17 protein-coding genes and 1 pseudogene are annotated in these 24,882 nt (G+C 55.7%); 5 read left to right on the forward strand and 13 right to left on the reverse strand.

Features of this window, described 5'->3' with window-relative positions; translation table 11 throughout:
• Positions 1-16 precede the first annotated feature (16 nt).
• Together NST44_RS04515 and NST44_RS04520 are read left to right on the forward strand one after the other, a co-directional pair.
• Complete coding sequence (locus NST44_RS04515) at positions 17-466, forward strand: SitI3 family protein (protein ID WP_144871791.1); 450 nt, start codon at positions 17-19, stop codon at positions 464-466.
• 79 nt (positions 467-545) lie between these two features.
• Positions 546-2,618, forward strand: coding sequence for a serine hydrolase domain-containing protein (locus NST44_RS04520; protein ID WP_340897965.1), 2,073 nt, complete (start codon positions 546-548; stop codon positions 2,616-2,618).
• Positions 2,619-2,930: 312 nt separating this feature from the next.
• Here the strand turns inward: NST44_RS04520 and NST44_RS04525 are convergent, their stop codons facing one another.
• The 10 genes from NST44_RS04525 to NST44_RS04570 form a co-directional block, all read right to left on the reverse strand.
• Complete coding sequence (locus tag NST44_RS04525; RefSeq protein WP_340897967.1) at positions 2,931-5,411, reverse strand: glycosyl hydrolase family 95 catalytic domain-containing protein; 2,481 nt, start codon at positions 5,409-5,411, stop codon at positions 2,931-2,933.
• Positions 5,408-6,553, reverse strand: a complete 1,146-nt coding sequence (locus NST44_RS04530) for a glycoside hydrolase family 88/105 protein (RefSeq protein WP_340897968.1) — start codon at positions 6,551-6,553, stop codon at positions 5,408-5,410. The genes NST44_RS04525 and NST44_RS04530 overlap by 4 nt, the downstream gene beginning before the upstream one ends.
• Before the next feature lie 25 nt (positions 6,554-6,578).
• Positions 6,579-7,724: an oligogalacturonate lyase family protein gene (locus tag NST44_RS04535; RefSeq protein WP_340897970.1), complete on the reverse strand. Its 1,146-nt coding sequence runs from the start codon at positions 7,722-7,724 to the stop codon at positions 6,579-6,581.
• A 56-nt stretch (positions 7,725-7,780) separates the two neighbouring features.
• The gene (locus NST44_RS04540) at positions 7,781-9,847 is read right to left on the reverse strand and encodes a glycoside hydrolase family 65 (RefSeq protein ID WP_340897971.1); all 2,067 of its coding nucleotides are present in this window, start codon (positions 9,845-9,847) and stop codon (positions 7,781-7,783) included.
• A gap of 30 nt (positions 9,848-9,877) precedes the next feature.
• Positions 9,878-12,151, reverse strand: coding sequence for an AraC family transcriptional regulator (locus tag NST44_RS04545; RefSeq protein ID WP_340897973.1), 2,274 nt, complete (start codon positions 12,149-12,151; stop codon positions 9,878-9,880).
• Between the two features lie 139 nt (positions 12,152-12,290).
• A complete protein-coding gene (locus NST44_RS04550; protein WP_340897974.1) occupies positions 12,291-14,543 on the reverse strand; it encodes a glycoside hydrolase family 88/105 protein in 2,253 nt (750 codons plus the stop codon).
• Positions 14,540-15,838, reverse strand: a complete 1,299-nt coding sequence (locus tag NST44_RS04555) for a Gfo/Idh/MocA family protein (RefSeq protein ID WP_340897976.1) — start codon at positions 15,836-15,838, stop codon at positions 14,540-14,542. The genes NST44_RS04550 and NST44_RS04555 overlap by 4 nt, the downstream gene beginning before the upstream one ends.
• A 5-nt stretch (positions 15,839-15,843) precedes the next feature.
• Complete coding sequence (locus NST44_RS04560; RefSeq protein WP_340897977.1) at positions 15,844-17,388, reverse strand: extracellular solute-binding protein; 1,545 nt, start codon at positions 17,386-17,388, stop codon at positions 15,844-15,846.
• A gap of 78 nt (positions 17,389-17,466) precedes the next feature.
• Positions 17,467-18,336 (reverse strand): carbohydrate ABC transporter permease, encoded by an 870-nt coding sequence (locus tag NST44_RS04565; RefSeq protein WP_028406577.1) that lies wholly within the window; start codon positions 18,334-18,336, stop codon positions 17,467-17,469.
• Complete coding sequence (locus NST44_RS04570; protein ID WP_007133153.1) at positions 18,336-19,304, reverse strand: ABC transporter permease; 969 nt, start codon at positions 19,302-19,304, stop codon at positions 18,336-18,338. Before NST44_RS04570 ends, NST44_RS04565 begins: the two co-directional genes overlap by 1 nt.
• 491 nt (positions 19,305-19,795) lie before the next feature.
• On the opposite strand from NST44_RS04570, the pseudogene NST44_RS04575 reads away from it, so the two are divergent.
• Positions 19,796-20,185: pseudogene (locus NST44_RS04575) on the forward strand (transposase); the annotation flags it as partial.
• A 370-nt stretch (positions 20,186-20,555) separates the two neighbouring features.
• Positions 20,556-21,833 (forward strand): S1 family peptidase, encoded by a 1,278-nt coding sequence (locus tag NST44_RS04580; protein WP_007133155.1) that lies wholly within the window; start codon positions 20,556-20,558, stop codon positions 21,831-21,833.
• A 450-nt stretch (positions 21,834-22,283) separates the two neighbouring features.
• On the opposite strand, the gene NST44_RS04585 is transcribed toward NST44_RS04580, so the two are convergent.
• The gene (locus NST44_RS04585; RefSeq protein WP_007133157.1) at positions 22,284-22,751 is read right to left on the reverse strand and encodes a hypothetical protein; all 468 of its coding nucleotides are present in this window, start codon (positions 22,749-22,751) and stop codon (positions 22,284-22,286) included.
• 295 nt (positions 22,752-23,046) lie between these two features.
• Between NST44_RS04585 and NST44_RS04590 the strand changes: the two genes are divergently transcribed.
• Positions 23,047-23,232: a hypothetical protein gene (locus NST44_RS04590; RefSeq protein WP_144872835.1), complete on the forward strand. Its 186-nt coding sequence runs from the start codon at positions 23,047-23,049 to the stop codon at positions 23,230-23,232.
• A gap of 397 nt (positions 23,233-23,629) precedes the next feature.
• Here the strand turns inward: NST44_RS04590 and NST44_RS04595 are convergent, their stop codons facing one another.
• Positions 23,630-23,923, reverse strand: coding sequence for a hypothetical protein (locus NST44_RS04595; RefSeq protein WP_340897981.1), 294 nt, complete (start codon positions 23,921-23,923; stop codon positions 23,630-23,632).
• A gap of 92 nt (positions 23,924-24,015) precedes the next feature.
• A complete protein-coding gene (speB, locus tag NST44_RS04600) occupies positions 24,016-24,882 on the reverse strand; it encodes an agmatinase (protein WP_340897983.1) in 867 nt (288 codons plus the stop codon).

Below are 24,882 nucleotides of genomic sequence, written 5' to 3' on the forward strand. Positions count from 1 at the left end.
ATAGGAGTGGATCTCGGTGTTTTACAATTTATATTTGGGAACAGGCTCATCGTTCGAGGAACTGAGCGCAACGCTTGTAACGCTGCATGCCGGTGAAGGGGACGTCATTCGAAATACGGCGGAGGAGCTTGTCATTTCATTCGACTGGGCAACCATGACGGCCAAAGAAGGCGGACAGGGACTGATATTCAAAAGCGAGGATTACGGCATGCCGCTCCGGTTCAGCCTGTGGTTCGACATCCTGCCGAATCAGCCGGACTGGGCGGAGAAGCTCATGGCGTTCACAGGGCGCCTGCTCAGCCGGATTGGAGGTGATTGCATTCTGGAGTCCAACGGGGACACCCCGATTCTGACAAGAACGGGGAGCCGCATCGTGGTCGACGATAAGAAGCTGAAGGGAACCGCCAAGTTTCCGTTTCACGCGCTGAAGCTCTCTTTTGTCGAGGGCGATTTGGAGAAGGTTTGAAATTTTTTTCGAAAAACATTGAACCATTCGGGCTGGTAAAACGTACTAAGTGATACATCAACCATAAGGAGGTTTATCATTGAAGAAACGACTTTCACGAATGTTGGCAGGTTTGCTCACGTTTACCCTGTTGGTCCCATCAGGCGTCATGGCTGCAAGCGGTGACCCGGCGGCCTCGGCCAAAGGACTTAAGGAGATCGCTGCGGAGAAAGCGGCGCTTCTTACCGAGCAGTACGGTACGATCAGCGTCCAATATGCCCTAATCGACAACGGAGAGATTAAAGCATCGGGCCAATCGGGCATGAACGATATAGAAGGAAAGATTCCGCTCACGAAGGATACGATGTACGGCATCGGGTCCACGAGCAAAGTGTTTACGACCGCAGCGGTGATGAAGCTGGTGGAGGCCGGAAAGATTAATCTAGATACGCCTTTGGTCCAGTACATACCCGAATTCAAAATGAAAGACGAGCGATACAAGAAGATCACCCCGCGCATGCTGCTTAACCATTCCTCGGGCCTGCAAGGCTCCAGCCTTGGGAACGCCTTTTTGTTCGAGGATAACGACACCTACGCACACGACACGCTGCTTGAGCAGCTGTCCACCCAGACGTTAAAAGCAGATCCGGGCGCATTCTCCGTATATTGCAACGACGGCTTTACCTTGGCTGAAATTTTGGTGGAGCGCGTCAGCGGCAAAGATTTTACCGCATTCATTCATGAGCATTTTACGCAGCCGCTGGGAATGAATCATACCAAGACGTCGCAGAACAATCTGGATCTCGATCAAATGGCAGGCTTGTACTATCCGACGTATCCGGAGCAGCTGCCGAACGAAACGGTCAACGTGATCGGAACCGGGGGCATCTACTCCACCGCAGAAGACCTCGTCAAGTTCGGTACCATCTTCACCGGCGAAGCCGAGGGCATTCTTTCGGAGTCCTCCTTACGCGCGATGGAGCAGGAAGAGTATAAGCGCGGCCTGTGGCCGGAGGATGCGGACAACTCGTTCGATTTCGGCCTCGGCTGGGACAGCGTGCGGCTGTATCCGTTTAACGACTACGGCATGAAGGCTCTGGTAAAGGGCGGGGATACGATCCTGTACCATGCCTCCCTCATCGTGCTTCCGGAGCAGGACATGGCTGCGGCTGTATTATCATCCGGCGGCTCCAGCTCGACGAACCAGCTGCTGGCAACCCAGCTGCTGCTGCATGCTTTGAAGGAAAAGGGAACGATTAAAGAGTTCAAGCCCGACAAATCCTTCGGCAAGCCGGTGCAAGCCGAACTGCCAAGCGACCTGCTGAAGTATGACGGCTATTACGGTGCTTCCAAGCAGCAAATCCGGGTGAAGCTGGATCCAAAAGGCGTCCTCAGCCTCTCGGTCCCGCAAGTGCCCAATTATCCTGAAGAAAAGTATATCTATACCAAGGATGGTGCCTTCGTCGATGAGGCCGGCACGATTAAAGCCAGCTTCGTCACGGAAGACAACGGCCGAACCTATCTCTGGGTAAGACAATATGCCACCGTTCCGGAGCTCGGACAGGTAGCGATTTCCCAATATCTTGCCGAAAAGCTGGATGAGAACAAGCTGACCCCTGACGTCGAGGCGGCCTGGAGCAAGCGGGAGGGCAAAACCTATTATCCGCTGAACGAAAAATACACTTCCATCGCCTACTTCATGATGAAGCCGACCATGCAAATTGCCCGCAATCCTGAGCTTAAAGGTTATGTGCTCGACATGGCAATCACCGATCGGGACCGGGCAACGACCAAGCACAACGTTCCGGGCACGGGCAGCCGGGATACGCTGGACATCGAGTTCACCAAAGAAAAGGGTGTCGAGTATTTCAACGCTTCCGGAACGCTGTATATGAGCGAGGACGGCATCAAATCCCTGTATAAGGGCAAGCGATCCACGGTGACCATTCAATCCGACGGATACGCCAAATGGTATACGGTTCCTAAAGGAGCGGAGGGCAAGACCCTTACCGTCACATTGCCTGCCGAAGGCGCATTTGCCGTCTATGACGAACTGGGAACGGTCCTGAACTACTCCCTTGTCAGCGGCTCGAACGAAGTTAAGCTGCCGGAGAACGGCACGATCGTGTTCGCCGGTGCCCCGGGCTCGGTATTCGGCGTTCAGTTGAAGTAAGCTTCCGATTGACATCGTCTTGAGTTCCCTGAACTTATCCGATTCTTTATTTCATGCATGAATGATAAGAGAGAGGTCTATCGACGTACGCTCAAAGAAGACTGACCGCGTTTAGCGGAAGTTTTCCCTGCGATATCAGGCATTCGATCCTTCAAAGTTTATACTTGCTGGTATCTTAAAAAAGGCACCTTCGAACATTGGCCCAAGGCCGGGGTTCGAAAGGTGCCTTTCTTCGTTTACTGGTTATGCGGGGCAGGCGAAACCGGTCGGTTCGACGAATCGGTGCTTCTTAGGGTACCCGAGGTTCCCACTTTACCGATCGGGGCGGCACCGGAACGTGAGCCGTGCTCCAGGCCTCAGCCGTACGGCGAAGCAGCGGCGGCCCTGCTCCGACGGCTGAACATCCCCTTCTCCGGAGAATGAGCATGCTCCAGCCCATGCCGGCAAGGAAACGACGGTATCGGTCTGGCGCTCGGCGTGAAGCTCGGCCTGCAGCCATCCGGTATCGGCATCCCACTCGGCGGCAATCTGCCCCGTATGGAATCTCCAACCGGCATACCGGCCCCTGCGCCAGCGCTGAGGCAGGGCTGGGAGCAGTCGAACCATGCGAGGCGATACCTGCAGCAGCATTTCCTGCACCGCATGAACCCATCCCATATTCGCATCGAGCTGAACAGGGGCAGCAGGCATATCCATGCAAATCCCCATGCCTCTCCAATCGTTATGGAGCGTAAACAGATTTGGCAGCAAACAGGAGCGCGCCAGCATATCCAGACATTCCAGCGCATGATCCCCATCGCCAAGCCGGGCGTAGATGGAAGCCATATGGGCCAGCGACCAGCCGCTTTGCGCCTCGATGCGGCGCAGCCGCACCGCGTTCTCGCAGGCGCTGAACAGCTCCGGCGACGATTCCCGGGTAATTTCATGACCGGGAAACAGCGGGTAGATATGCGAAAGATGCCGATGCTCATAGCGATCCTCGAAGGCGGGATCCAGCCACTCCGCCAAGGCGCCGTCACGGTTCGTCCGATAGGGCGGAATTTTTGCCAGCATCCGTTCGTATTCGGCTTGTTCCATTTCCGGAACGCCGACCGCTCTGCCCGCTTCGATGAGATGGGTAAGCAATTCCTTCAGAATGGCTATGTCCATCGTTGCATTCACCGTCGTCGGCATGGGGTGAGCCAGCTGTCTGCCGTCTTCGGGCATAAAATTGCGCGGCGTATTCTCCGGTGAAACCGAAGGATACAGCTTGAGGAAACCGTCCTCCCCTTCCGTCGCAAAATCGGCATAGAATTGCCAGGCCTCCTGCATAAACGGCAGCGCCTCCTCCTGAAGAAACCGGGTATCCCCCGTGTACAGAAAGTGCTCGTAGAAATGCCGGGACAGCCATCCGGCGGCTCCCGTCCAGTTCAAAATGACGGGCACGATCTGACTGGGCTTGCCGATCCCGGGCGTGGTACCTGCCGGAATGTAAATCCCTCTGGAGCCGTACAGCTTGCAGGCATTCTCGCGGAAATCCTCCATCAGACCGCCGTAATAACGGAATAAAGGCTTGACCAGTTCAGACAATCCGCCGACATTGGCATGCCAGTGCATCATCTGTATGTTTTCGTTGGCCATGTGATGGCACCAGACCAGACGGTAGTCACCGCCCCATAAGCCGTATAACCCGAACGGACCCGATTCCGCCCCTGTCCCGCTGATGAACAGATACCGGCCATACGCCCACATTTTGCGGGCAAGCGCAGCTGGGGCCTGGCCTTCATAAGCCTCCAGCAGCAGCTCTTCGCCTGAGCGACCGTCATCGGAGGCTCCGCTCAGCTCCAGGGCAGCGGAATGGAACAACGGCCCATGCAGCTCGGCATGCCGCTGAAGGAGCCGTTCGTATTCACATGCATCCGGAAGAGCAGCCAACTCCTGCTCGAGCTCCTTCCACTTCGCTTCGCGCCGCCCTCCGACAAACACCTTAACAAGAATCAGCGCCTTTCGCATCGCTTCAAACCTGATCGTCGTCCCTTCCTTACCGGTATGGACGCGCCCGTCCTCGCCGATGATCCGCAGCACGGCCCCGAAGTCTTCCCCGTCATCGTTGCGGGCGGCATATCGGATATAACAGCCTTCGGCTTGAATGGTCAGCGAATCGGCCAGCTCCTTAAACTCGGGGGAATCCCCCCAACGCTCGCTCGGATAGAGTATCAGTCCAATCTCGCCGGAAACGGTGCAGAGCTTCCCTCCTCCATCCCCTGGATCGCCAGCTCGCTCGGCTCGTGCACCGGAAGGGGAGCAATCTTCCCATACAGGCTCACCCGGGCGGATGTCGTAAACGACAACCGAATCCGCGCGGGAAACGAACAGCCGCCGGACATATCGGGCCGCACCATCGGACCACCGGACGGATACCTCCCCTGTCTCCATATCGAGCGTACGCCGGTATTCCCGGAATGCCCGGCTTCCGGGCATCCGCAGCTGGATCGCCGCCAGCGGAAACCGGGAGGCAAGCTTGGTGCCGTATCCCCGCTCCCGCAATGCATTCGCCAGCTTCCAGCTGGCTTCGTCATAATGTCCTTCATCCATAAGCCTTCGTGTTTCTGGCAGTGTAGAACTGACATCCGGCAACGGGTCCTTCCGTCCCCAATGCCATAATCCTTCATGGTTCAGCAGCACCGTCTCCTCCTGAACCCCGCCGAAGACGGAGGCCCCGATGGTGCCGTTCCCGGATGGCAGCGCCTCGCGCCACATATTGCGCCACCAGGATGCCGGATATCTCAAAGTCAGCAGATTCCCGGCACTCATTGAGGATGACCGCCTTCCCCTTCCGCCTGCAGTCTCTCCATTTCCATACTGGCAAGCAGGAGCGGAGCGACGCCCATTAACGAGTCGCTGACAACCTGTTCGCTTATATAATACGCATACGAGCCGTCACGGTATTTGCGCCCGCCAAGTCCTGCGCCGTGGCAAATGCCGTGAAGATGAACGCCCTCCCCATCCACGGTAACGAAATGCTTCTTAATGCCTTCATAGGCATGTTCCACGACCTCCCGGTCGATTTCGGCCAAATACTTGAGGCGAATGCCCTTCGCCAAAGCGTAGGTCAGCATGCAGGAACCGGAAGCTTCCAGATAGTTGCCCTGCCGGCCGTTGCAATCCATGACCTGATACCACAAGCCGCTTGCCTGATCCTGAACCCGTACAATGGCATTGGCCATCCGCTCGAAAATGCCCATCAGCTGCCCGCGCTGCGGATGCCGGACCGGGAAGAACTCCAGGGCATCCACAAGCGCCATGGCATACCACCCCATGGCGCGTCCCCAGACGTGCCGCGAGCGTCCGGTCTCCTTATCGCACCAGCGCTGCTCCCGGCTCTCGTCATAGGCATGATGCAGCAGCCCCGTCTCCGGATTGCGCGTCCGCCGCTCGATAAGCAGCAGCTGCCGTGCTGCCTCGTCAAACCATTCCATCTCCCCGAACGCAGCCGCATACTCCGCCATGAACGGAGAGGACATATAAAGACCGTCCAGCCACATCTGATACGGATAAATCTTTTTGTGCCAAAAACCGCCCTCATCCGTCCGCGGCTGCCCGATCAGCTGGGACACAAGCAGCTCGGCCGCTTGGCGGTACCTGGCTTCTCCCGTGGTCCGCCACAGGCGAAGCAGATTTTTGCCTTTGTTGATATGATCCAGATTGTATTCCTCAAGCGTATATCCCGCGATTGAGCCATCATCCCGGATAAAAACATCCATATGGCGCTTAACCGCCTCATGATACCGCTGCTCACCTGTCCAATCGCCCAGCCTTCCAAGCGCGGTTAGAGCCATTCCAGCCACGTATCCCCACTTGTTGGCGATGCCCGGGTGATACCCGTCCACGCAGGCGGACAGAATCGTGTCGCCGATGCGGACCGGCATCCGTTCCACAACCGTTGCTTCTGCCAAGGTAATTCACTCCTCTCTGTTCATTTTAGACCGAGAACGGGGGCAGCGTATCGAACTGATCGGGCATGTCAACCAAATACAGGTTGGCGTAGCCGTTTTTGTCGCTTGTGAACAGCAGCCGTTTGCCCTCCGGATCAAAGCGCGGATGCGCATGCACCTTCTGGGAGTGAAAGCTGCACCGCAGCTCGCACAGCATGCTCGGCCCCTGATATATCCCGCCGGCGTCCTTGCGCCACACCGAGAGCGTGCGGACCGCCCCCTTGCCGTCAACGACGGCCTGCCCGAGGCCATCGGCATACGCATGCCACGTATCAAAGCCGAATTCCGTCTCCTCCATCGCCGTATTGTCATACCGGATGCTGCCGAAAAAATTCGTGCCGTCTACGCGAAAGCCGTGATACCCGATCGTTACGCCGTCGGGATAAAAGAACTCATGGCCTACTTTCTCTCCCGGCTCGAGGCGCTCCCGGATTTTCCAAACCTCTCCGCTTCGCAGATCCAGCCCCCATATGCGATGGTCCACCTCATGCCAGGGGCCTTCGTGGCAGAACGTCATCAGCCACGGCTCCACCGGCGAAGCGTTGATATGGGTGATGAAGTTATGCTCTTCATACAGCGTCTCCGGCTGCGTCCTCCCTTTCGCATCCAGCCGGATGATCCGGCTGTGGGGCTGAGCCTGCATCAACTCGCGGTGGCCGACGTAGCCATTGCCCAGATCTAGCTGCATCCGGTCCGACAGATCTTCCTGGATGCACGTAACCACCGACCGGCCGTCAGCCGGGCAGCTTAAATTGCCGATCGTGTAGCCCTGAGGCGCCTCATATAGCTCCACTTCCTCCAGCGTTGCAAGATCGAGCCGGCGTACGCTTCGGCCCACCCGGACGAATGCCGCGGTCCCATCCGGCTGCAGACAGGCATCGAGCTCATCATTGTCCGGATAATCGGTCAACTGCAGCATCTCGCCGCTCTCCACCTCCATGCTGTACAGGTTGGCGCTGTTTCCGCGGTCCGATACGAACAGCAGCCGCCGTCCCCCGTCATACCATCCGTTTTCCGTAAAATACAAATGATGGCTGTGTGCCTTGTAGTCGGTCAATTGCGCGACCTCCACTCCGGTCAATCGGTCCCGGTATAGCCTTCGTTCTGGTCTCCACACCGTTCCTTTTGCCATATCCATTCCTCCAGTCCAGCGATTTCATCATCATTCGAACCAGGGTTATTCTAAAGCTACAACCACGGCTTCAATCCTTCCCACTGCACGTTCCAGCCGCTCGAAGGGAACCCGGGACCGTCCGGGTCCTCTTGCCCCTCCCAGCCGCAGGCCATCATGGCAACCGCTGCAAGCAGCCCGCCATTGCCCGGCAGGTATGCGGACAAGCCGGGACGCTGATAATTGTGCCCATTCGGCAAATACGTGTTCTTCACCTCGTCCATCAAGAGAAAATCGACGGCCAGATCGCGCTCCCCAAGCCTGGCCGCCGTCATGGCACATACCGGAAAGTCCCATCCCCATGCCGTCTCCCACTGCCACACGTCCTTCACCTTCTTCAGCGTACGGCGCATCGTTTCCCGGTCGATCAGCCTGCCCGGAAGCACGCCCAGTGCACACAGCATGGACGGATGATCATGATTCTTCGCCGTAAACGTGTCTGGGGCCAGCGCATGAGCCAAATAGACGCCATCCTTCTGCGGCGGCGATGCCATCCTGCCTGCTACCTCCGCCCAGCGCGGATTCGGCCGGATCCCCATGAGGCTGGCCCACTTCACGGCAATATGAAGGCCATATCTCCAATATTCCAGCTCATACGGCGGGTTGACGCTGCCGTCCATAGGGTGGCATTCCTGCGCAGGAATGAGCGGCGGACCGAGATCGAAAGCGCCGGTCTCCTCATTCCAATGGGCATAGGACACCATAAAGTCAGCCGATTCGAACACGATGTCGCGGAGTGTTCGCAGTGTCGCCGTTGTCGGCTCCGCCTTATAACAGAGCTCCGCCATCGCGATCGGATGCGGCTGCTGCCAGATCAGTCCGGGAGCGACGGGCGACGGACAGGGATAGCCGTCAAAGCCCACCATCTTCGGCCAGCGGGCTCCCTCATAGCCTTGCATCCTGGCCAGCTCGCGGGCGACAGGCAGGATGCGGTCGTACCAGTCCATGCTGCGCCGCAGAATCGAAGCCCGGCCCCATAACGCAAAATGTGCCGCATGCCACCAGTGCATCTCCAGATGCGCTTTGCCGAACCAGCTGTTGTACATAAGGCCGGTTTCCTGCGGCGGCATGGAGCCGCCGCTGTGAACGGCGCACAGCCATTGCGACAAGACCACCCGCCGCTCCAGCTCAAAGGCGCGCGGATCGGAGCTGCCCTCAAAGCTGATTGCCCCCCCGCTCTGCCAGAAGGCTTCCCAGTGACGGGCGCTGGCTGCCGTTATGTCTTCCACCTCGGCGGCAGCGGGCGTACCCGGAGCAAATCCGACGGAGAACGCCAGCTCATCGACATGCGTTTCGCCCGTTCCTTCCGGATGCAGCGTAAACTCATGCTGCCCCGTCTGCTCGAGCCGCCCCCCGCTCCACTGCCACCGGACGGCATAACGGTCCTCATCCATCGTTCGTTCGATCCAGGCCGCCCCATCCTCCTGCCGGAGCAGAACCGTTTCATGGCGATGGTCATTCGCCCAGTCGAGCTTCACGGACTTGGACCAGGAGGTGTGCGTCATATCCGGTGCGGGAAAGCGGATAAATACCTGCAGCTGCCCTTTGCCAACAAGAGGCGAGACGACTTTCACGCCCAGCATATCCGCGTCAGGATGGCAAACCGTTATCACGTCGACAGGCACCCCGCGAACGGTAAAGTAGCTAGACAGGACCCCGGTCCAGAGGTCGAGCTTTTGCCGAAACCCGCCCGCATGACCGTAATCAAGCTCCTCTCCCGACTCATCCAAAAATCGGAAGGCCAGGCGGCCGAGATGAAGGCGATGGGGATTTTGCCTCAGCCATTGATATGCCCCCTCCCGATCCCCGGGCTTCATCGGGTAACCGACCTGGCGGCCATGCGTGTCAAACGGTTGTAGCGCGGCATCCTTCCAATCGAATCGGCGGCGTCCCCCCGTAAAGTGCCAGCCCCAGTTCGATTGGGTCCCGAGCGGCACCTCGTATTGCTCGGGAAACGTCTGCAGCCCGGTAAGGTCGGCGGTAAACGCGAATTCCCCATTGCCGACCGACAGCGGCGATAATGGATTCAGCCTGTCGAACTCCGGATGATGTCGCTGTACAATCTGCTTTCTCTCCATCTCCATGCTCTCCTTCCATGCTGTGGACATGCCCTGTTATTCGTATAAGGCGTCCATTCGGGTTCTCATCATATCCCGGTACTTTCCCGGGGTGATATCCTTGAATTTGCGGAAGCTCCGGATGAAGCTGTTCTCGTGCTGATAACCGACCATCAGGGCGATATCGGATATTTTCCGGTCGGTCTTGATCAGCAGCTCCCCGGCGCGTTCCATCCGCAGCCGGGTTAAGTAGTTGTAAATCGTTTCATTGGTCTCCTGCTTGAACAGCTGACTGGCCAAGCTGCTGCTGATACCGATGGAGTCAGCGATTTCAGGAATGCCGATCGGCTCTCCGAGATGCTGCTCCATGTATTCCATCATCCGCTGGCACAGGATAAAATCCTTGCTTCCTATCAATCGCCGGTAGCGTTCAGACAATGCATTGATCAAGCCCGTCAGCTCCGCTTCGATGTCCTCGATATACATCGTGGCGAGCCGGCCGGCCGATTCTGCCTCGGGTCCTTCCCCGCCCGGGCAGAGTCCCTGCAAGCGTTCCAATAAAGACTGCAGCGCGGCAAGCGCTTCCGTCGGATACCAATATCGACTGCGGATATCGCCGGCAATACGCTCCAGCAGGGCCACCGCTTTTTCCCCTTCCCCGCTCTCCACGGCGGCCAGCAACTCCCGTATTCCGTCTTCCGGCGCTTGTTTATCGGTTACCTCATGGGCGGATACTTCCTGGAACGGCACGAGCTGGCCATAGCCTCTGTATAAGCGGTAGGTTAACGCATTCTCCGCCTCCAGCATGGCCTGCTTCAATTTGCAGACATCGCTTTGCGGCATGCTCATGCCCGCAGATACGCTGAACTTCAGCAGCCGGGACACCGTTTCGATCGCCTCAGCCAGAGGCGGACGTCCTTCGGCCATCTGAGGCTGAAGGAGAATCGCCATTCGGTCTGCCCCGAAATCGGCGCAGGCGACCCGCCATTTCGGCTCATGCAGCTCGGCTATGATATTGGCCAAGGCGAACTTGAGCAAGGAATGATCGCTTGCCGGAAACCGGCGCGACCACGAATCGTAACGGTCAATCGACAGCACGGCTACCGTCACCGGAGCATCGGTCCATTCGGCAAAATAACGGGACCACTTCTCACGGATTTCACGCCGTCCGCTCATATGCCCCGAGTGGATATCGTGCAAAAACTTGGACGCCGCATCCGGGATCGTCTCCCGAACCAATTGGGACAGATGGGCATGGTTGCTCAGCAGCTCGCCCGCAAGCTTCTCCAGATCGATGCGGTCCGGGCTGGACGTCTTCCCTTCGTAGGCGCTAAACAACTGCTTCAGCCGCCGCACCGGCCGGAATGCAGCCGAGTTCACGTACAGGATCGTCAGCGCTCCCAGTGCCAGGGCAGCTACAGAGACGGACAGCACGGTGTCGCGCACCTTCTTGGACTGGGCCAGCAAACTGTCCTGCGACACGATGGAGACATATTTCCAGCCGGTGAGCGGTGATTCGATCTGGTTCACCAGCAGCTTCTGCCCTTCATGAACAAAGTCGCCGAAGCGGTCCTCCTTCAGCTCGTTCAGCGCCTGGGTCACGGCATCCGGCTTAAACTCCGAGTTGGAGACCGAGTACAGCACATGATCCTGCTGATCCACGATATACCGCATGCTGTCCACTTGCGAAAGCGCCGGCGGGTTAAGCTTGGCAAACAGCTCCGTTTCCCGCAAATTCACCGCTACGATGCCTCGAAATTTGCCCTGAATCATGATCTTTCGGAACAGCGTCAGCTCAGAGCCCTTGTTCCCCGCCCCCTCGGGAACATGCCGCTTGCGGATCGTCATCATATCGTCACCGAATTCATCCGCAATGCTGGTCCACTCGGAGTCCACGAAGGTCAGCCTGCTGGAGCTGTAGCCTTGAGGCAGCGAAACGAAGCTGCCCCGCTCGATGTCATAAACGTATATGCTGTTGATGTATTCCGAATTGTTGATCCAAGTGGACAGGAGCCGGTACAAGGTGGAAATATTGGAGACCGAATTCTGGTTCTCGCTCGTCAGGAAATGGTAAACATGCTCGTTCACGGCGACCTGGACCGCGATTTTGTCGCTCTCCCGGATCGAGTCGTCGATGAATTTCATGCTGATCTGCAGCATTTGATGCTGCGGCTCGCTCAGCTCCTCCTGCAGCACCGATTTGGAGGTGTAATAGGAGGTCAGGCTGACGGCCAAAATGATCAAGAATACGGATACGGTCAAAATGAGCACCAGTCGGGCCTGCGTCTGGGCCAGCGAATATTTGAGCCACTTACCGATCGTTTGGAACATATCCATCCCCGCTTTACTACCAGTTTGGTTCCATTATAGCTTACGCTCCGCTCCTGCCGTCACTAGGGATTAAGCGTTTTCATTTCCCCTTGTTTCCGCTCCCCTTTTTAAACTTATAGTGGACCTGCGTCCCCCCGGACTACCCACCGGTCTCGCCGGGCACCGTTGATGCCTTCAGCTGTCCGCCGTACTCCAATTCCCGTGCTGTATGACGCAACAATTGAAGAAGTTCGACGCCGGCGAGAAGCACAATGCCGATGCCGTGCGTGTCGTTCACATTCCACGACAGGTCGTGTTTGTAATACGAGTGGGAGTTGGACCAGCTGCTCCCCTTGCATACGCCGAATACATTGCCTTGGCCGTCAATCGCCCGGGCGGTCAGGCCCTTCCACCCCGAGACGGCCGCCTGCGCGTAAAGCTGTGTCGACCGAAGCCAGCCTCGCCGAACACCCCGGGCCATGCCAAAGATGAACATTGCGGTGCACGACGCTTCCTCATAGGATTCGGGATCGGTAAGCACTTGGTGCCACAGCCCATTTGCGCCCTGAACCCGTCGGTACCCTTCCGCCAGCTCACGGTAGAACTGCAGAATAGGCTCGTAGTCGGGATGGCCGGTCGGAAGCACGGCGAGCAGCTCGGCCAGCGAGAAGAATACCCATCCGTTTCCCCTCCCCCATACCGTACGGGAAGGCTGGCCCTGCCGCACGTCATAGACATGCGACATCAGCTGCAAATCCGACATATACAAGTAAGACTTATATAGCAGCAGCTGCTTTGCCGCTTCGTCCAAATAGCGGGAGTCGCCGGCCAGCTCCGCATACCGGCATAGAAACGGCACGCTCATGTACATATCGTCGCACCACATCGTCAGGTCCATGCTGCGGGAAACGCCGACCTCCCGGTAGAGGGCGCCGTCCGGCAGCCGGGATTGAAGGGTCATGATATACCGGGCGATATCGTCAGCGGCCCGGCGAGCCCCTTTCAGCGGCCGAAGGCGGTCGGCGAGGATGGCGAGCGCGCCGAAGGAGCCGCAATCGTCCAGACTGTCGATATCGGACAGCTGATTGTTCAGCCCGGCTGCGCCGAACCGTTCCCGGTCCCATAACGAGTACTCGTAATGGGAGGTAGCGAACTCGACATGCCGCAGAACGTAATGCTCAAGATCAGAGCGATGCAGCGTTTTGCTCGTTTCAAGCAGGCCGTAAAGCGTGACGCCCAGCGGATAATTCCATCGGCCAAACAGCTCGTTCTCCAGAAACGGCCGGATGCATGCGCCCGGCTCGCCTCCCGTCCAGAACAGCTTCTCCCCGCCCGGCTGAGCGAGGGTATCCATGCCAAAATACTCGGATATCTCAAGCTCCGCATCCGCACGGAATGGGCCGAGATACAGCCATTCTCCCTTGAGGCCGTGCACCTTGCGGGGCGCGCACAGCATCCCGGCTGGGGAGACCTCATCGATTTGAAATCCCCATCCGTCCGGACCGCATTCGCAGCGGGCCGTCAGCTCTCCGCGTCCTGCGGGGGCATCGAGCATGAAGCAGAAGCTTCCGGCCTCGGGATAGAAGCCGGCTTCCCGGCCGTTCCATTCAAACCGCACCGGTCCGTAGGCGGTTCCGGACACCAGGACCTTCGCCGGGGCCAAGCTGCGGTTAACGACAGCCGCCCAGGCATATGCGGCATATCCCGGCTTGTCGCCATACATGACGGACATGGGGCCTTTCGGGCTGCCAGCGTCGGCTCTCTCATCATGCTCCGCTCGAGCAGGAAGCCAGTCCGTTCCCGTGAACGACTCACTCTCCACGACACCGGGGATGACCGGAAGCGGACCGGAGAGCGGCCGCGTCACAATCCAGCCTTCCTCTCCATCCCTCTCCGTTGACGGGGCCAGAAAGCAATACGGTTTGTTTTTGCGGTTGCTCGTGCCGAATACACCTCCGGCTCCCCCGGGTCCAGGGCGGAATTCCAGGACGAAGTGGTTCCACCCTTCGGTGAGCTCGATCCCGATTCTGACCGGCGTGTCCGGATCCGCCGCTTCGCCCTGCGCGGAGCCGAACCGCTTTCTGCCGTTATGATACAGCCGTACCGGTCCGTCGCTCTGGATCAGGAAGGGAAAGGTGTGCCCTTCCCGGACCCACAGCTTCCCCCAGGCATAAACCACCTGATCTTCCGTCATCTCCGGAAACATGTCCCCGATCTGAAATACGTAAGCGTGATCCCCCCGCTTGCGAATCGGCCCGCTGCGGCTAACCCGGTACACCGGAGGGTGAGGAGGATGATCCCCTACATATCGCTGGGCGATGACCGTAAGAGCATGCTCAATCGAGCTTCCCTCCGTCTGGTAGGCCAAACCCTCCGCCGGATCGAAATATTCGCTGCTATCCTGTTTGCTCATGCTTTTGTCAGCTCTCCTTTCCAACCTGCAAGCACGTCCTGGATCGCCACCGGCTTCCCTTCCTTGGCCGAGCGCCACACCGCTTCCCCTGTTGCAACCGAATACGCACCGTCCGCTGCCCCCGATAAGACGGAATAGGGCCTGGATCGATCCTCACCCAGGAACAGATCGTTCAAAAGCAGCGGATCGCCTCCTCCATGCCCGCCTTCCCGATGCACCACATGGATCGTTTCTTTGGAGCCGAACAACGGGAAATAATCGATGGTCTGGACCGGCGTAGGGAACGGGGTCCTGGACGGAGCATGGTATTCGGTCGTCTCCAGGCGGCCCTTCGTGCCGTTTATCGCCAGGCGGTAGCCTTCGTACGGCAGCGAGAAGTTGACGGAATAACTGAGCAGCGCGCCCCCGTTGTATCGGATAGCGGCCGCATACGTATCCTCGATGTCAATCTCGGAGTCGAAGATGCACTGGTCCGGGCGGTAACCCGTGTAAGGAAATTGCCGCCCTTCCGCCGCAAGGAGACCGAGGTGATCATCCTTCACATGGCGCGCATTCCAGCGCGTGTAGTAGGCACAGCGGCTTGCTGCCGTGCAGGTGCCGCAATGGCGGCCGTCCACCCGCTCCGGGTTAAGCTCGCCTTCGGAGCCGTAATAATGAAGGGCCCCGTAAGCGAACGCTTCGACCGGCCGCTGATTGATCCACCAGCCGACGAGGTCGAAATGATGGGTGCTCTTGTGGATGGAGAGGCCGCCGGAAAGCTCGCGCCGGCGGTTCCATCTTTTGAAATAGCTAGCTCCATGATACGTATCCAGGTACCAGTTCAAATCCACGGAAGTAATGCGGCCAAGCCGGCCCTCCCATACCATTTCCTTGATCTTGTCGTGAACGGGAGCATAACGATAATTGAACGTGACGGTTACGTTGCCTTTGCTTGCCCTTTCCGCTTCCAGCACCCGCCGGGCGTCCGCCCCGGTCGTGACCATCGGTTTCTCCGTGATGACATCCCGATCGTGCTCCAGCGCGGCGACGATATAACGCGCATGCGTATCATCCCGTCCCGCTACGATCACGACGTCCGGCTTCGTCTCCTCGATCATGCGGTCGAACTCCTCTTCGCCGTAAACAGCAGTGGCGGAATGCTCCGGAAAACGTGTGCGGAACAGCTCAAAACGCTCCGGGTCTGTGTCGAGCAGCGCCACCAGCTCGCACCGCGGGGCATACGTCGTCAAGATCGGCTTCGCAAACATCCCAAGCGCCCGTCCGCTTACCCCGCACATCGCATATTTCTTCTTCATTAGCATCACATCCTCGAATACCATTCCTCAACCCGCTTGGTGACTTCTTCCCCTCCGGACGCATACCAACGATCCACGAATTCATCGAACTTCTCCAGCGGCCACTCGCCGATGACAATCTTGGTCAAGTATTCCTGGAACAGCTTATGGGATTGAATATCGGGATATCCCTCGTACACGGTGCTCGGCAGCCCGTCGCCGGCTATCCGCTTCGCGTCGGCGGTGCTTACCTCGAAAATGTCCTTCACCATCTGCTGCATGTCTTCCGGGATCGTCTCCTGAATCCGGATGTTCATGTCCTCCTCGGTCGTCAGGTTGCGCATGCCAAGGGCGAGCGGCCGGCTGTCCTCTGGCGGGAGCAGCACTTTTTTGCCGTCCACGACCTCATGCTGCATTCCTTCGATCCCGAACCGGATAAACTCGTCGTTGGAACGGTCATAGAAGAAATCCAGCAGCTTCAGCGCTGCAGGGGCGTTGGCTTCGGCTTTAGTCGGAATGATCCATTCCGGCTCGCCCATGCTTTTTTGCGTGACATATCCCTCATAGCCCTCCGCTTTCGGAAGCGGCATGCCGACGACATACGCATCCGGGGCTTTCTGCTGAATCGCCGTAAAGCGGTCGCGCAGGTTCGCCGGAAGATGGTACCAGCTGCCGACGAGGTTGTTGTTGATTTTGGCAGTCCATACATCGCCCTTGTTCAGGAACGTTTCGTTATCAAGCAGCTTCTCGGCATACAGCTCTCGGATGAACCCGATCGCCGCCTTCATGTTGTCCGTGACGCCGGCATATCGGATCTTCCCGTCATACACGTCCCACTCCGGATTGCCCTCCCACATCGCTACGCCGTACATCGCGAACAAATGGTCCATCCATTTGCCGAATTCCCGGCCAGACGTCGGCAGCTCATCCTTTACGCCGTTGCCGTTCGGGTCCTGTTCCAGGAACGCGGCCAGCACCTGCTTGTATTCCTCCGTGGTGGTCGGCATCGGCAAACCGACCTTGTCGAGCCAATCCTGGCGGATCATCGGCGCACGCTCAGGCACGAGGAACACCTTCGGCACATAGTAGATTTTTCCGTCCGGCGAAGCCGATCGCACGACATCCCACGCTTCCTGCGGAATGTTCTTCCACACGTTCGGCGCATACTGCGGCAGCAAATCGTCCAGTGCGAGCGCGCCCCCTTGCCGGATCAACGTCTGCTCGATGCCGCCGATCGGCCGTAAAATATCCGGAAGATCATCGGAGGCGATCATAAGATTTAAAAATTCCGTCGGCTCCGAGCCCGGCGGGGTCGTAACCAGCTCATATTGGACCCCGGTGCGCTCGGCCACGTACTGGACATGCGGATTGTCCGGGCCCGGAATCGTGCCGACCCCCATGTGGCTTTTGAACACCTTGACCTTCGTAACGTCGCTTCCCCCTTCGCTGCCCTGGCCGCCTGCATCGGTTCCGGAGCCTCCCGGGCTGCCGCAGCCCGCCAGCAGTCCCGCCGCCAGCAAGACCGCGAGCGCCGGCTTCCCGAACCATTTGCGGAAATACCATTTCGCCATGTGTAAATCCTCCCCTTTTGAATGGTTGTTATATCAAATCGGTCCTAGAACCGATTTCATATCGAAGATCTGCCCGGCCTATTCCTTTAGTGAGCCAAGCATTGAGCCTTTGACGAAATATTTTTGCAGATACGGATACACCAGAATGATCGGAATCGTCGCAAATAAGATTGTAGCCGCTTTCAAAGTTGTCGTATTAAAATCGAAGTCGCCTAGAAACATATTGACCGCAGCCAGTTCCTCCGGGGACTGCAGATACGCCCGAAGCTTCATCTGAAGCGGCCATTTCTCCGGATCGCGGATGAACAGCACGGCCCGGGAGAAGGTATTCCAGTAACCGACCGCGTAGAACAGGCTGACCGTCGCCACGACCGGCTTGGATAAGGGCAGGTAGATGCGGAACAGGATACCGAAATCGCTGCACCCGTCCATTCTCGCCGAATCGTCCAACTCACCGGGAATGCCCATGAAAAAGGTTCGAATGATGATCATATTGAATGTGCCGATCAGGCCCGGCAGGATCAGAGCCCACAACGAGTTCATCATGCCGAGCTCGCGAACGGTCAGGAAGAACGGGATCATCGGCGCGTTGAAAATCATCGTCAGCACGATGCCGAGCATAACCGGCTTGCGCAGCAGAAACTCGCGGCGGGACAGCGGATAGGCCGTCATGACCGAGAACAGCATGCTGAGGAGCGTCCCGACGACCGTGATATATACGGTGATGCCGAAGGATGTCCACAGGCCTTGATTTTTCAAAATATGCTCCCACGAAGCGGTCGTAAATTCGACAGGCAGCAGAAACACTTCTTTGGAATCGGCGGCAACCGGTGAGCTGAACGATACGGCAAGCAGCTGCACCAGCGGAAACAGCATCGTCGCCGCGGCGGCGATCAGAAATACATAATTCAACGTCTGAAACACTTTTTCTCCGAATGTCGCTTTCATCACCACAACCCCTGATCCGTTTTTCTGGCCAACCGGTTAAAGATCCACAACAAGATAAACCCGATGACGGACTGGAACAAGCCGATTGCCGTCGTCATGCTGTATTGACCTTGAAGCACGCCTGCGCGGTAGACATACGTTTCGATGATATCCCCGACCGAATAGGTCATCGGCGTCAGCAAATTGAAGATCTGGTCAAAGCCGAGCTCGAGGAAATTGCCGATCTGCAGCAGGAACAGCACCAGTATCGTCGGGAACATCGTGGGCAGCGTAATATGGATCGTTTGCTTCCATCGGCCCGCTCCGTCCATGACGGCCGCTTCATATAAATTCGGATTGATGCCGGCGATAGCCGCCAAATAAATGATCGTGCCCCAGCCGACCTCTTTCCAGATCGACGACAGGACGACGATGGTCCGGAAATAACCTGCCTCCTGCATGAACAGGATCGGCTCGTAACCGAGCCAGCCGCGAACCGCGTTCACCACGCCTTGACTGGACAGCAGCTCGAATACGATTCCGCCCACAACGACCCATGACAGAAAATGAGGGAGATAGAACAGGCTCTGTACCACCCGTTTGGCGAGCATGATCCGGATCTCATTAAACAGCAGCGCCAGCAGGATCGGTGCCGGAAATCCGAACAGCAGCTGATATAAAGCGATGACGGCTGTATTGCGCAGCACATTGTAGAAATCCTGATAAGTAAAAATAAATCCGAAATTATCCAGCCCTACCCAAGGGCTTCCCCAAATGCCCTTAAAAATCTGATAGTCCTGAAAGGCGATGACGCTCCCCGCCAGCGGCACATACTTGAATACGACGTAGAACAAGATGCCGGGGAGAATCATGAGATACAGCATCCAGTGCTTGCGCATGTTCGCAATGTACCGGTTGCGGGATATTCCGCTCGCCTTGAGAGGCAGCGGCGCGCCATCCTGTTTCAGTTCGGTTGACCGGGTTGCCATCGTGATTAAACCTCCCTTCGCTTTGAGCATGTCAATGTATCGCCAATCATAACGTCCACCGCGCAAACCGAACAACGGTTCAATCCGACACGCAATGAGCAGATCGAGGAAACCCCGCCGGAGATCCGCATAGACTGCGGCAGTTCCAGGTTCATAAAATTGATCCGGCGAACAAATGAAGGAAGTACCGGAAAAAGAGGATTTGTTGATGCGCTGGAGGATCGGTTGGTTGGCGATTCTCCCCTTTCAAAACCGGTTGGCCGTGACCGTACATATGCAATGAACCAGCAAGCCTCCTCCGCCAGCCGATAGGCTGAGATGGAGGAGGCTTGCTGGTTCAAAAAAACGCTGCCGTGTTGGAACACGGCAGCATTACGGGCACGGGCGATCCTCTGACCTACTATTAATATGTGGTGATGTTATCTATCTGAGCCTAAATTTCGAAAGCAAACATTTGAACTGCTTGGCGAGCATCCAATCGTCTAGCTTGATTCGACAAGGGTTTTGGTGGCGAAGACTTCTACAGCCTGCTCGAGAGCCGGAAGATCGGCTATGCCGGCAAAATGAAATGGACAAAGCGGCTGGAGCAGGAAGTTCAGAAATGTCGCTACTGGAAGCGCTACGATGATTGGATCATCGAAGGCATCACGCTGATCTACAAAGCAACGTCCTGGAAGAAAACGCGCCGGGTGGCAATCATCAGCAAGGTCCAAGTATTCGATGACGGGCAAAGCCGACTGGTCTTCGACAGCGACTGGCAATACGAAGCAATCGTCACGAATTCGGAATGGGAGCCGATTGATTTGTGACGCTTTTACAATCAGCGCTGCTACTTTGAAAACTACATCAAAGAAGCCAAGAACGGATTCTCGCCGAGTCGCTCAGTTGAAATGATCCTTTCACAATCTTACATGGAAATCGCAATGCCCCTTCATTGGGATGGGGAAGGGCTCCTTCATGATTGTAATCGTAACGATATCACTGGGGAATCTACTGTGATTTTACATTAAGAAGGCCCTTTGATTCCTACGCTAACCTTGCTGCTATGGGCTTTCGAAATTCAGGATGATATTTTTATTTTTCCAAAAATTTATTTTTTAGAAAAAATCCAAATATTAGGTAACTAGTGTACAAAAACTGGCGTTTATACATATAACACACCAAGATAACAATCAAAAGAGAATTATAGAAAGGGAGGGTAGGAAGGTATTTACGCTGTTTTATAATTAAAAGTAAAAGGAGAATTTCTGGATGAAAAAAATATTCTTACCAATTATTCTAACTGTGGGTCTCATCTTCCAATCTGCTGTAGTATTTGCAGAGGGCGGGGAAACAGTGTCCTATGATGAATATCAAGCCGAAACAGTCTTACCATTGGATGCACAACAAGAACTTCAACTTGAGTTTGAAAAGAAATATCTAGACTCCGTCTTTGACATCATTGCTAAACACTTTGGAGATCCCGAAAATTTTAATCCTTACGGAGAGATATATATTGAAAATGATAAGTTCCCACATTTCGTTATTGCTGTTGCTAAGGATAGTGTAAAGGTTAGTAGTTTTATTGAAGAGATTAAAAAAATATTACCGGGTGATTTACTTGAAGTGCAACGTGTCAGTTATTCAAAGGAAGACCTCATAAATATACAAGGAGATATTTTACAGCGAGTTCAATCGGGCAGTATAGCAATTCCTCGAGGAATATCAACCGATGTAAGTACAAAGAAACAGAAGGTCATTATCAGTGTCCCCGAGGGTGTGAATCTAGAAAAGAGTTATATGGTTAATCTGAATGAGGAGTATAACGGTCTTATTGAATTTGATGAAAGACCAGAAAACATACCTTATAAACTAAGAACTGATGCATTTACGGAAATGGGCGGGGGGATATCAATTAAGGGTACTTGCAGCACTGCAGGAATAGCGACCAAAGATACGAGAGAGTTCATTGTCACGGCGGGACATTGCATAAGAGATATAGGTTCTACTGTGTATCAAGGCGGAACATCTATAGGAACTCAACACTTATCTGGTTATAAGGATAACGGTACAGATGTCGGTCTTGTGCTGCTTACAAATAAGAATAAAAAATACGGAAATAAGTATTATTATAATCCCGTCGCGAATGCTGAATACGACAAAAGCTATACTCAAACAAGTACAGCGTTAGTCGGACAACTTATCTGTAAATCAGGAATGTCTACAAATGTTACTTGTGCAAATGTACAATCTACAAGTGGAAGTGTGGATTACAAAGAAGGTACAACTTATTTTACATTTACCAATATGATTACAATATATAAACAAGGTGGAGGGTACAGTAAGGGCGGTGATAGCGGAGCTATTGTTTTTAGCGCACAAAACAGCAATCATATTATAGGTGTTCATTCTGGAGGAAATATAGAAACCGATACAATGCCAAGCGGAACCTGGGGATATACATCCAAAATAATACCATCTCTGGTTAATGTCGGAGCGGTTACAATGTATACTAGCAGTACAGTCAAAACGGTAGACCCCAATAATTAGAAGATGTTAGTGATCTATCTTTAGACATAAAAAATCTGACGCCTGGATCGAGATGGTCATACCCCTAAAAAATTAAGTAGCCAGCGCGTGCCGAAACCCAAACAGCACGCGCTGTTTGAGTTTCGCCTGAAAACGAATACAGACGTTATCCATGCAGGTTGCTTTGCGAGAGTGGCTGCCTTTGACGCTGGCTTCTCATCGTGTGTTGTATGCCTGAGACGCGTATTGAAAGCCTTGGTTCGAATGGAGCACGGCCTCAAACACGTCTCTTTTTGGTGTCCATTGCTCACCCGTATACAGCACCAACTTTACATCATTGCGCTTGGACACTTGCCATACCACAATTCCGTTGTAAATAAGATACCGGATAAAGGACAAGTAGTAAACCGATAAATACGTAACTTCGGTCACAGGCTTCATGCTGGGGGCTGTCGCATGAAACTGAAGATGTTATCTATTTGAGTATTCCTTTTCTAATCGATCTATCAACTGATTTAAAGTTTGTGTTTTAGTGGTGGGGTCGAGCATATAAGTATGCCGTGTTGTTGTATCTTTAAAATAGATTCCATTTCCGCCAAATAACAATATCTGGGTATCTGTATTGTTCATATGAATAATTAATTTACGGTATAAGTCATCTGTAACGTTTCCAACATTAGTAGAACTATCATTTAAGATTTGGGTTAATTCTTTTATGTCATCCTTCTTTTGAAATTCACCCGACACATGGTTCCTCTCAAAATTAAAAATGCTAACACTTGAAATGTCCTCAGCATTCAATTGGAAAATTAACGGTTTAGTCGGTGTGTTATCAGGTAGTTCTTGTTCTGTTTTTTTTGAAGTGTTGCTATTACATGAAATAAGAAGAGATGCACTCAGCAGTAACAGAATAAGGAGTGCGTTTTTTTTGTTTTTCATAATTAACAGCTCCTTTTACAATAAAAAATTGCAATTATATATAACAACGTTAATAATCCTTCAGAGTTGCATAATATTGAGAATTTTTTCCGTTCGAGTTTCTTACCCAAAATCTTCTCTGCTTTCTTCATGACAATCATAAACCAATGCAGCAGGCAACCTAGAGCTGAAAGCCTGCTTGGAATATTTTGAATAAGTCTGTCCACTTCTTCATTAGGCTCAACGCTAGCATCGACAAGATCCTCTAACGCAAGCAAGCCTCCTCCGCCAGCCAATCGGCTGAGATGGAGGGGGCTTGCTTGTTCAAAAAAACGCTGCCGCGTTGGAACACGGCAGCATTACGGGCACGGGCGGCACGCAGGCGCTGCCACGGACGCGTCCTGCCGGGCGGCCCGACGCGGAGCCCGGAACGCCTTCTAGGCCAGGCGCTCGAGGCGCTCCCGTCAGGGATGCTCCGAGAGTGGCGGGCCGCCTCTCCTAGCGTCCGACGCCGACAGCCGAAGGCTAAGGCAGCGGAGGTCGCTTGGAGCCACTCCCGGCCGGGTTGCAAAGCCCCGGCAGCTCCTCGGCCCCCCGAGGCTACCCCGACAGGGGTGCTGACACGAGGGGGCCTCTCGCACGCGAACAAGCAAGCCTCCTCCGCCAGCCGACAGGCTGAGATGGAGGAGGCTTGCTTGTTCAAAAAAACGCTGCCGCGTTGGAACACGGCAGCATTACGGGCACGGGCGGCACACAGGCGCAGCCACGGACGCGTCCTGCCGGGCGGCCGGACGCGGAGCCCGGAACGCCTTCCAGGCCAGGCGCTCGAGGCGCTCCCGTCTGGATGCTCCGAGAGCGGCGGGCCGCCTCTCCTAGCGTCCGACGCCGACAGCCGAAGGCTAAGGCTGCGGAGGTCGCTTGGAGGCGCTCCCGGCCGGGTTGCAAAGCCCCGGCAGCCCCTCGGCCCCCGAGGCTACCCCGACAGGGGTGCCGACACGAGGGGGCCTCTCGCACGCAAACAAGCAAGCCTCCTCCGCCAGCCGATAGGCTGAGATGGAGGAGGCTTGCTTGTTCAAAAAAACGCTGCCGTGATGGCGGAGCCCAGGCAGCCTCACAACCATCCAGAAGGCCCTGAGGGCGGTCCGCAAGGGAGCCCGAGAAGGGCCGTGCACACGCACCAGCCCCGCTCCCAACCTGCCCCCTACCTAACTCCACGCCAACAAGTTCCGGGTGTCCAGAGGGCAGCGCCCTCGGGGCCCTCCCTGGCAGGGAGGGTTTGGGAGGGTCAAACGAACCCTAGCAGCATCTCGCGAATCAGCTTCGCCGCCACGATCTGCGTCTGTTCCGTCGGATCATAAATCGGCGCCACTTCCACCAGATCGCAGCCGACGACGTTGACGTCGGATCTAGCGATCAAGTGCACGGCTTCCAGCAGCTCCTTCGAGGTAATGCCGCCGGCTTCCGCGGTACCGGTGCCCGGTGCGGCCGAAGGGTCAAGCACGTCGATGTCGATCGTCACGTATACCGGACGGTTGCCCATAGACGGCAGGGCTTCCTTCAATGGAGCCGCCACTTCAAACGGATAGAAGTTAATGTTCTCGCGTCCGTATTGGAATTCCTCGCGAGAGCCGGAACGAATCCCGAACTGGTAAATGTTGCTGCCGCCCATCAGCTCGGCCGCTTTGCGGACCGGCGTCGAGTGGGATAACGGCTCGCCTTCGTACTGCTCGCGCAGGTCGGCATGCGCATCGATATGAATCAGAATCAGATCCGGATACTTCGCGTAAACCTTCTGAATGACCGGCCAGGACACAAGATGCTCCCCGCCAAGACCGATCGGGAATTTCCCGTCATCCAGCAGCTTGCCGACATAGTCGCCGATCACGTCAAGGCTGCGGGCGGCATTGCCGAACGGCAGCATCAGGTCGCCGGCATCGAAATAGGTCATGTCCTCAATGCTTTTATCCAAATACGGGCTGTACTCCTCCAGGCCGACCGAAGCCTGACGGATACGGGCCGGGCCGAAGCGGGAACCGGGACGGTAGCTGACCGTAAAATCCATCGGCATGCCGTAAATGACCGCCTTGGATCCGGCGTAATCCTCGGAGCTCAAAATAAACACGTTGCCGGAGTAACCTTGATCAAGTTTCAT

The organism is Paenibacillus sp. FSL W8-0919, from assembly GCF_038003785.1.
Classification (GTDB): Bacteria; Bacillota; Bacilli; order Paenibacillales; family Paenibacillaceae; genus Paenibacillus_AQ; species Paenibacillus_AQ lactis.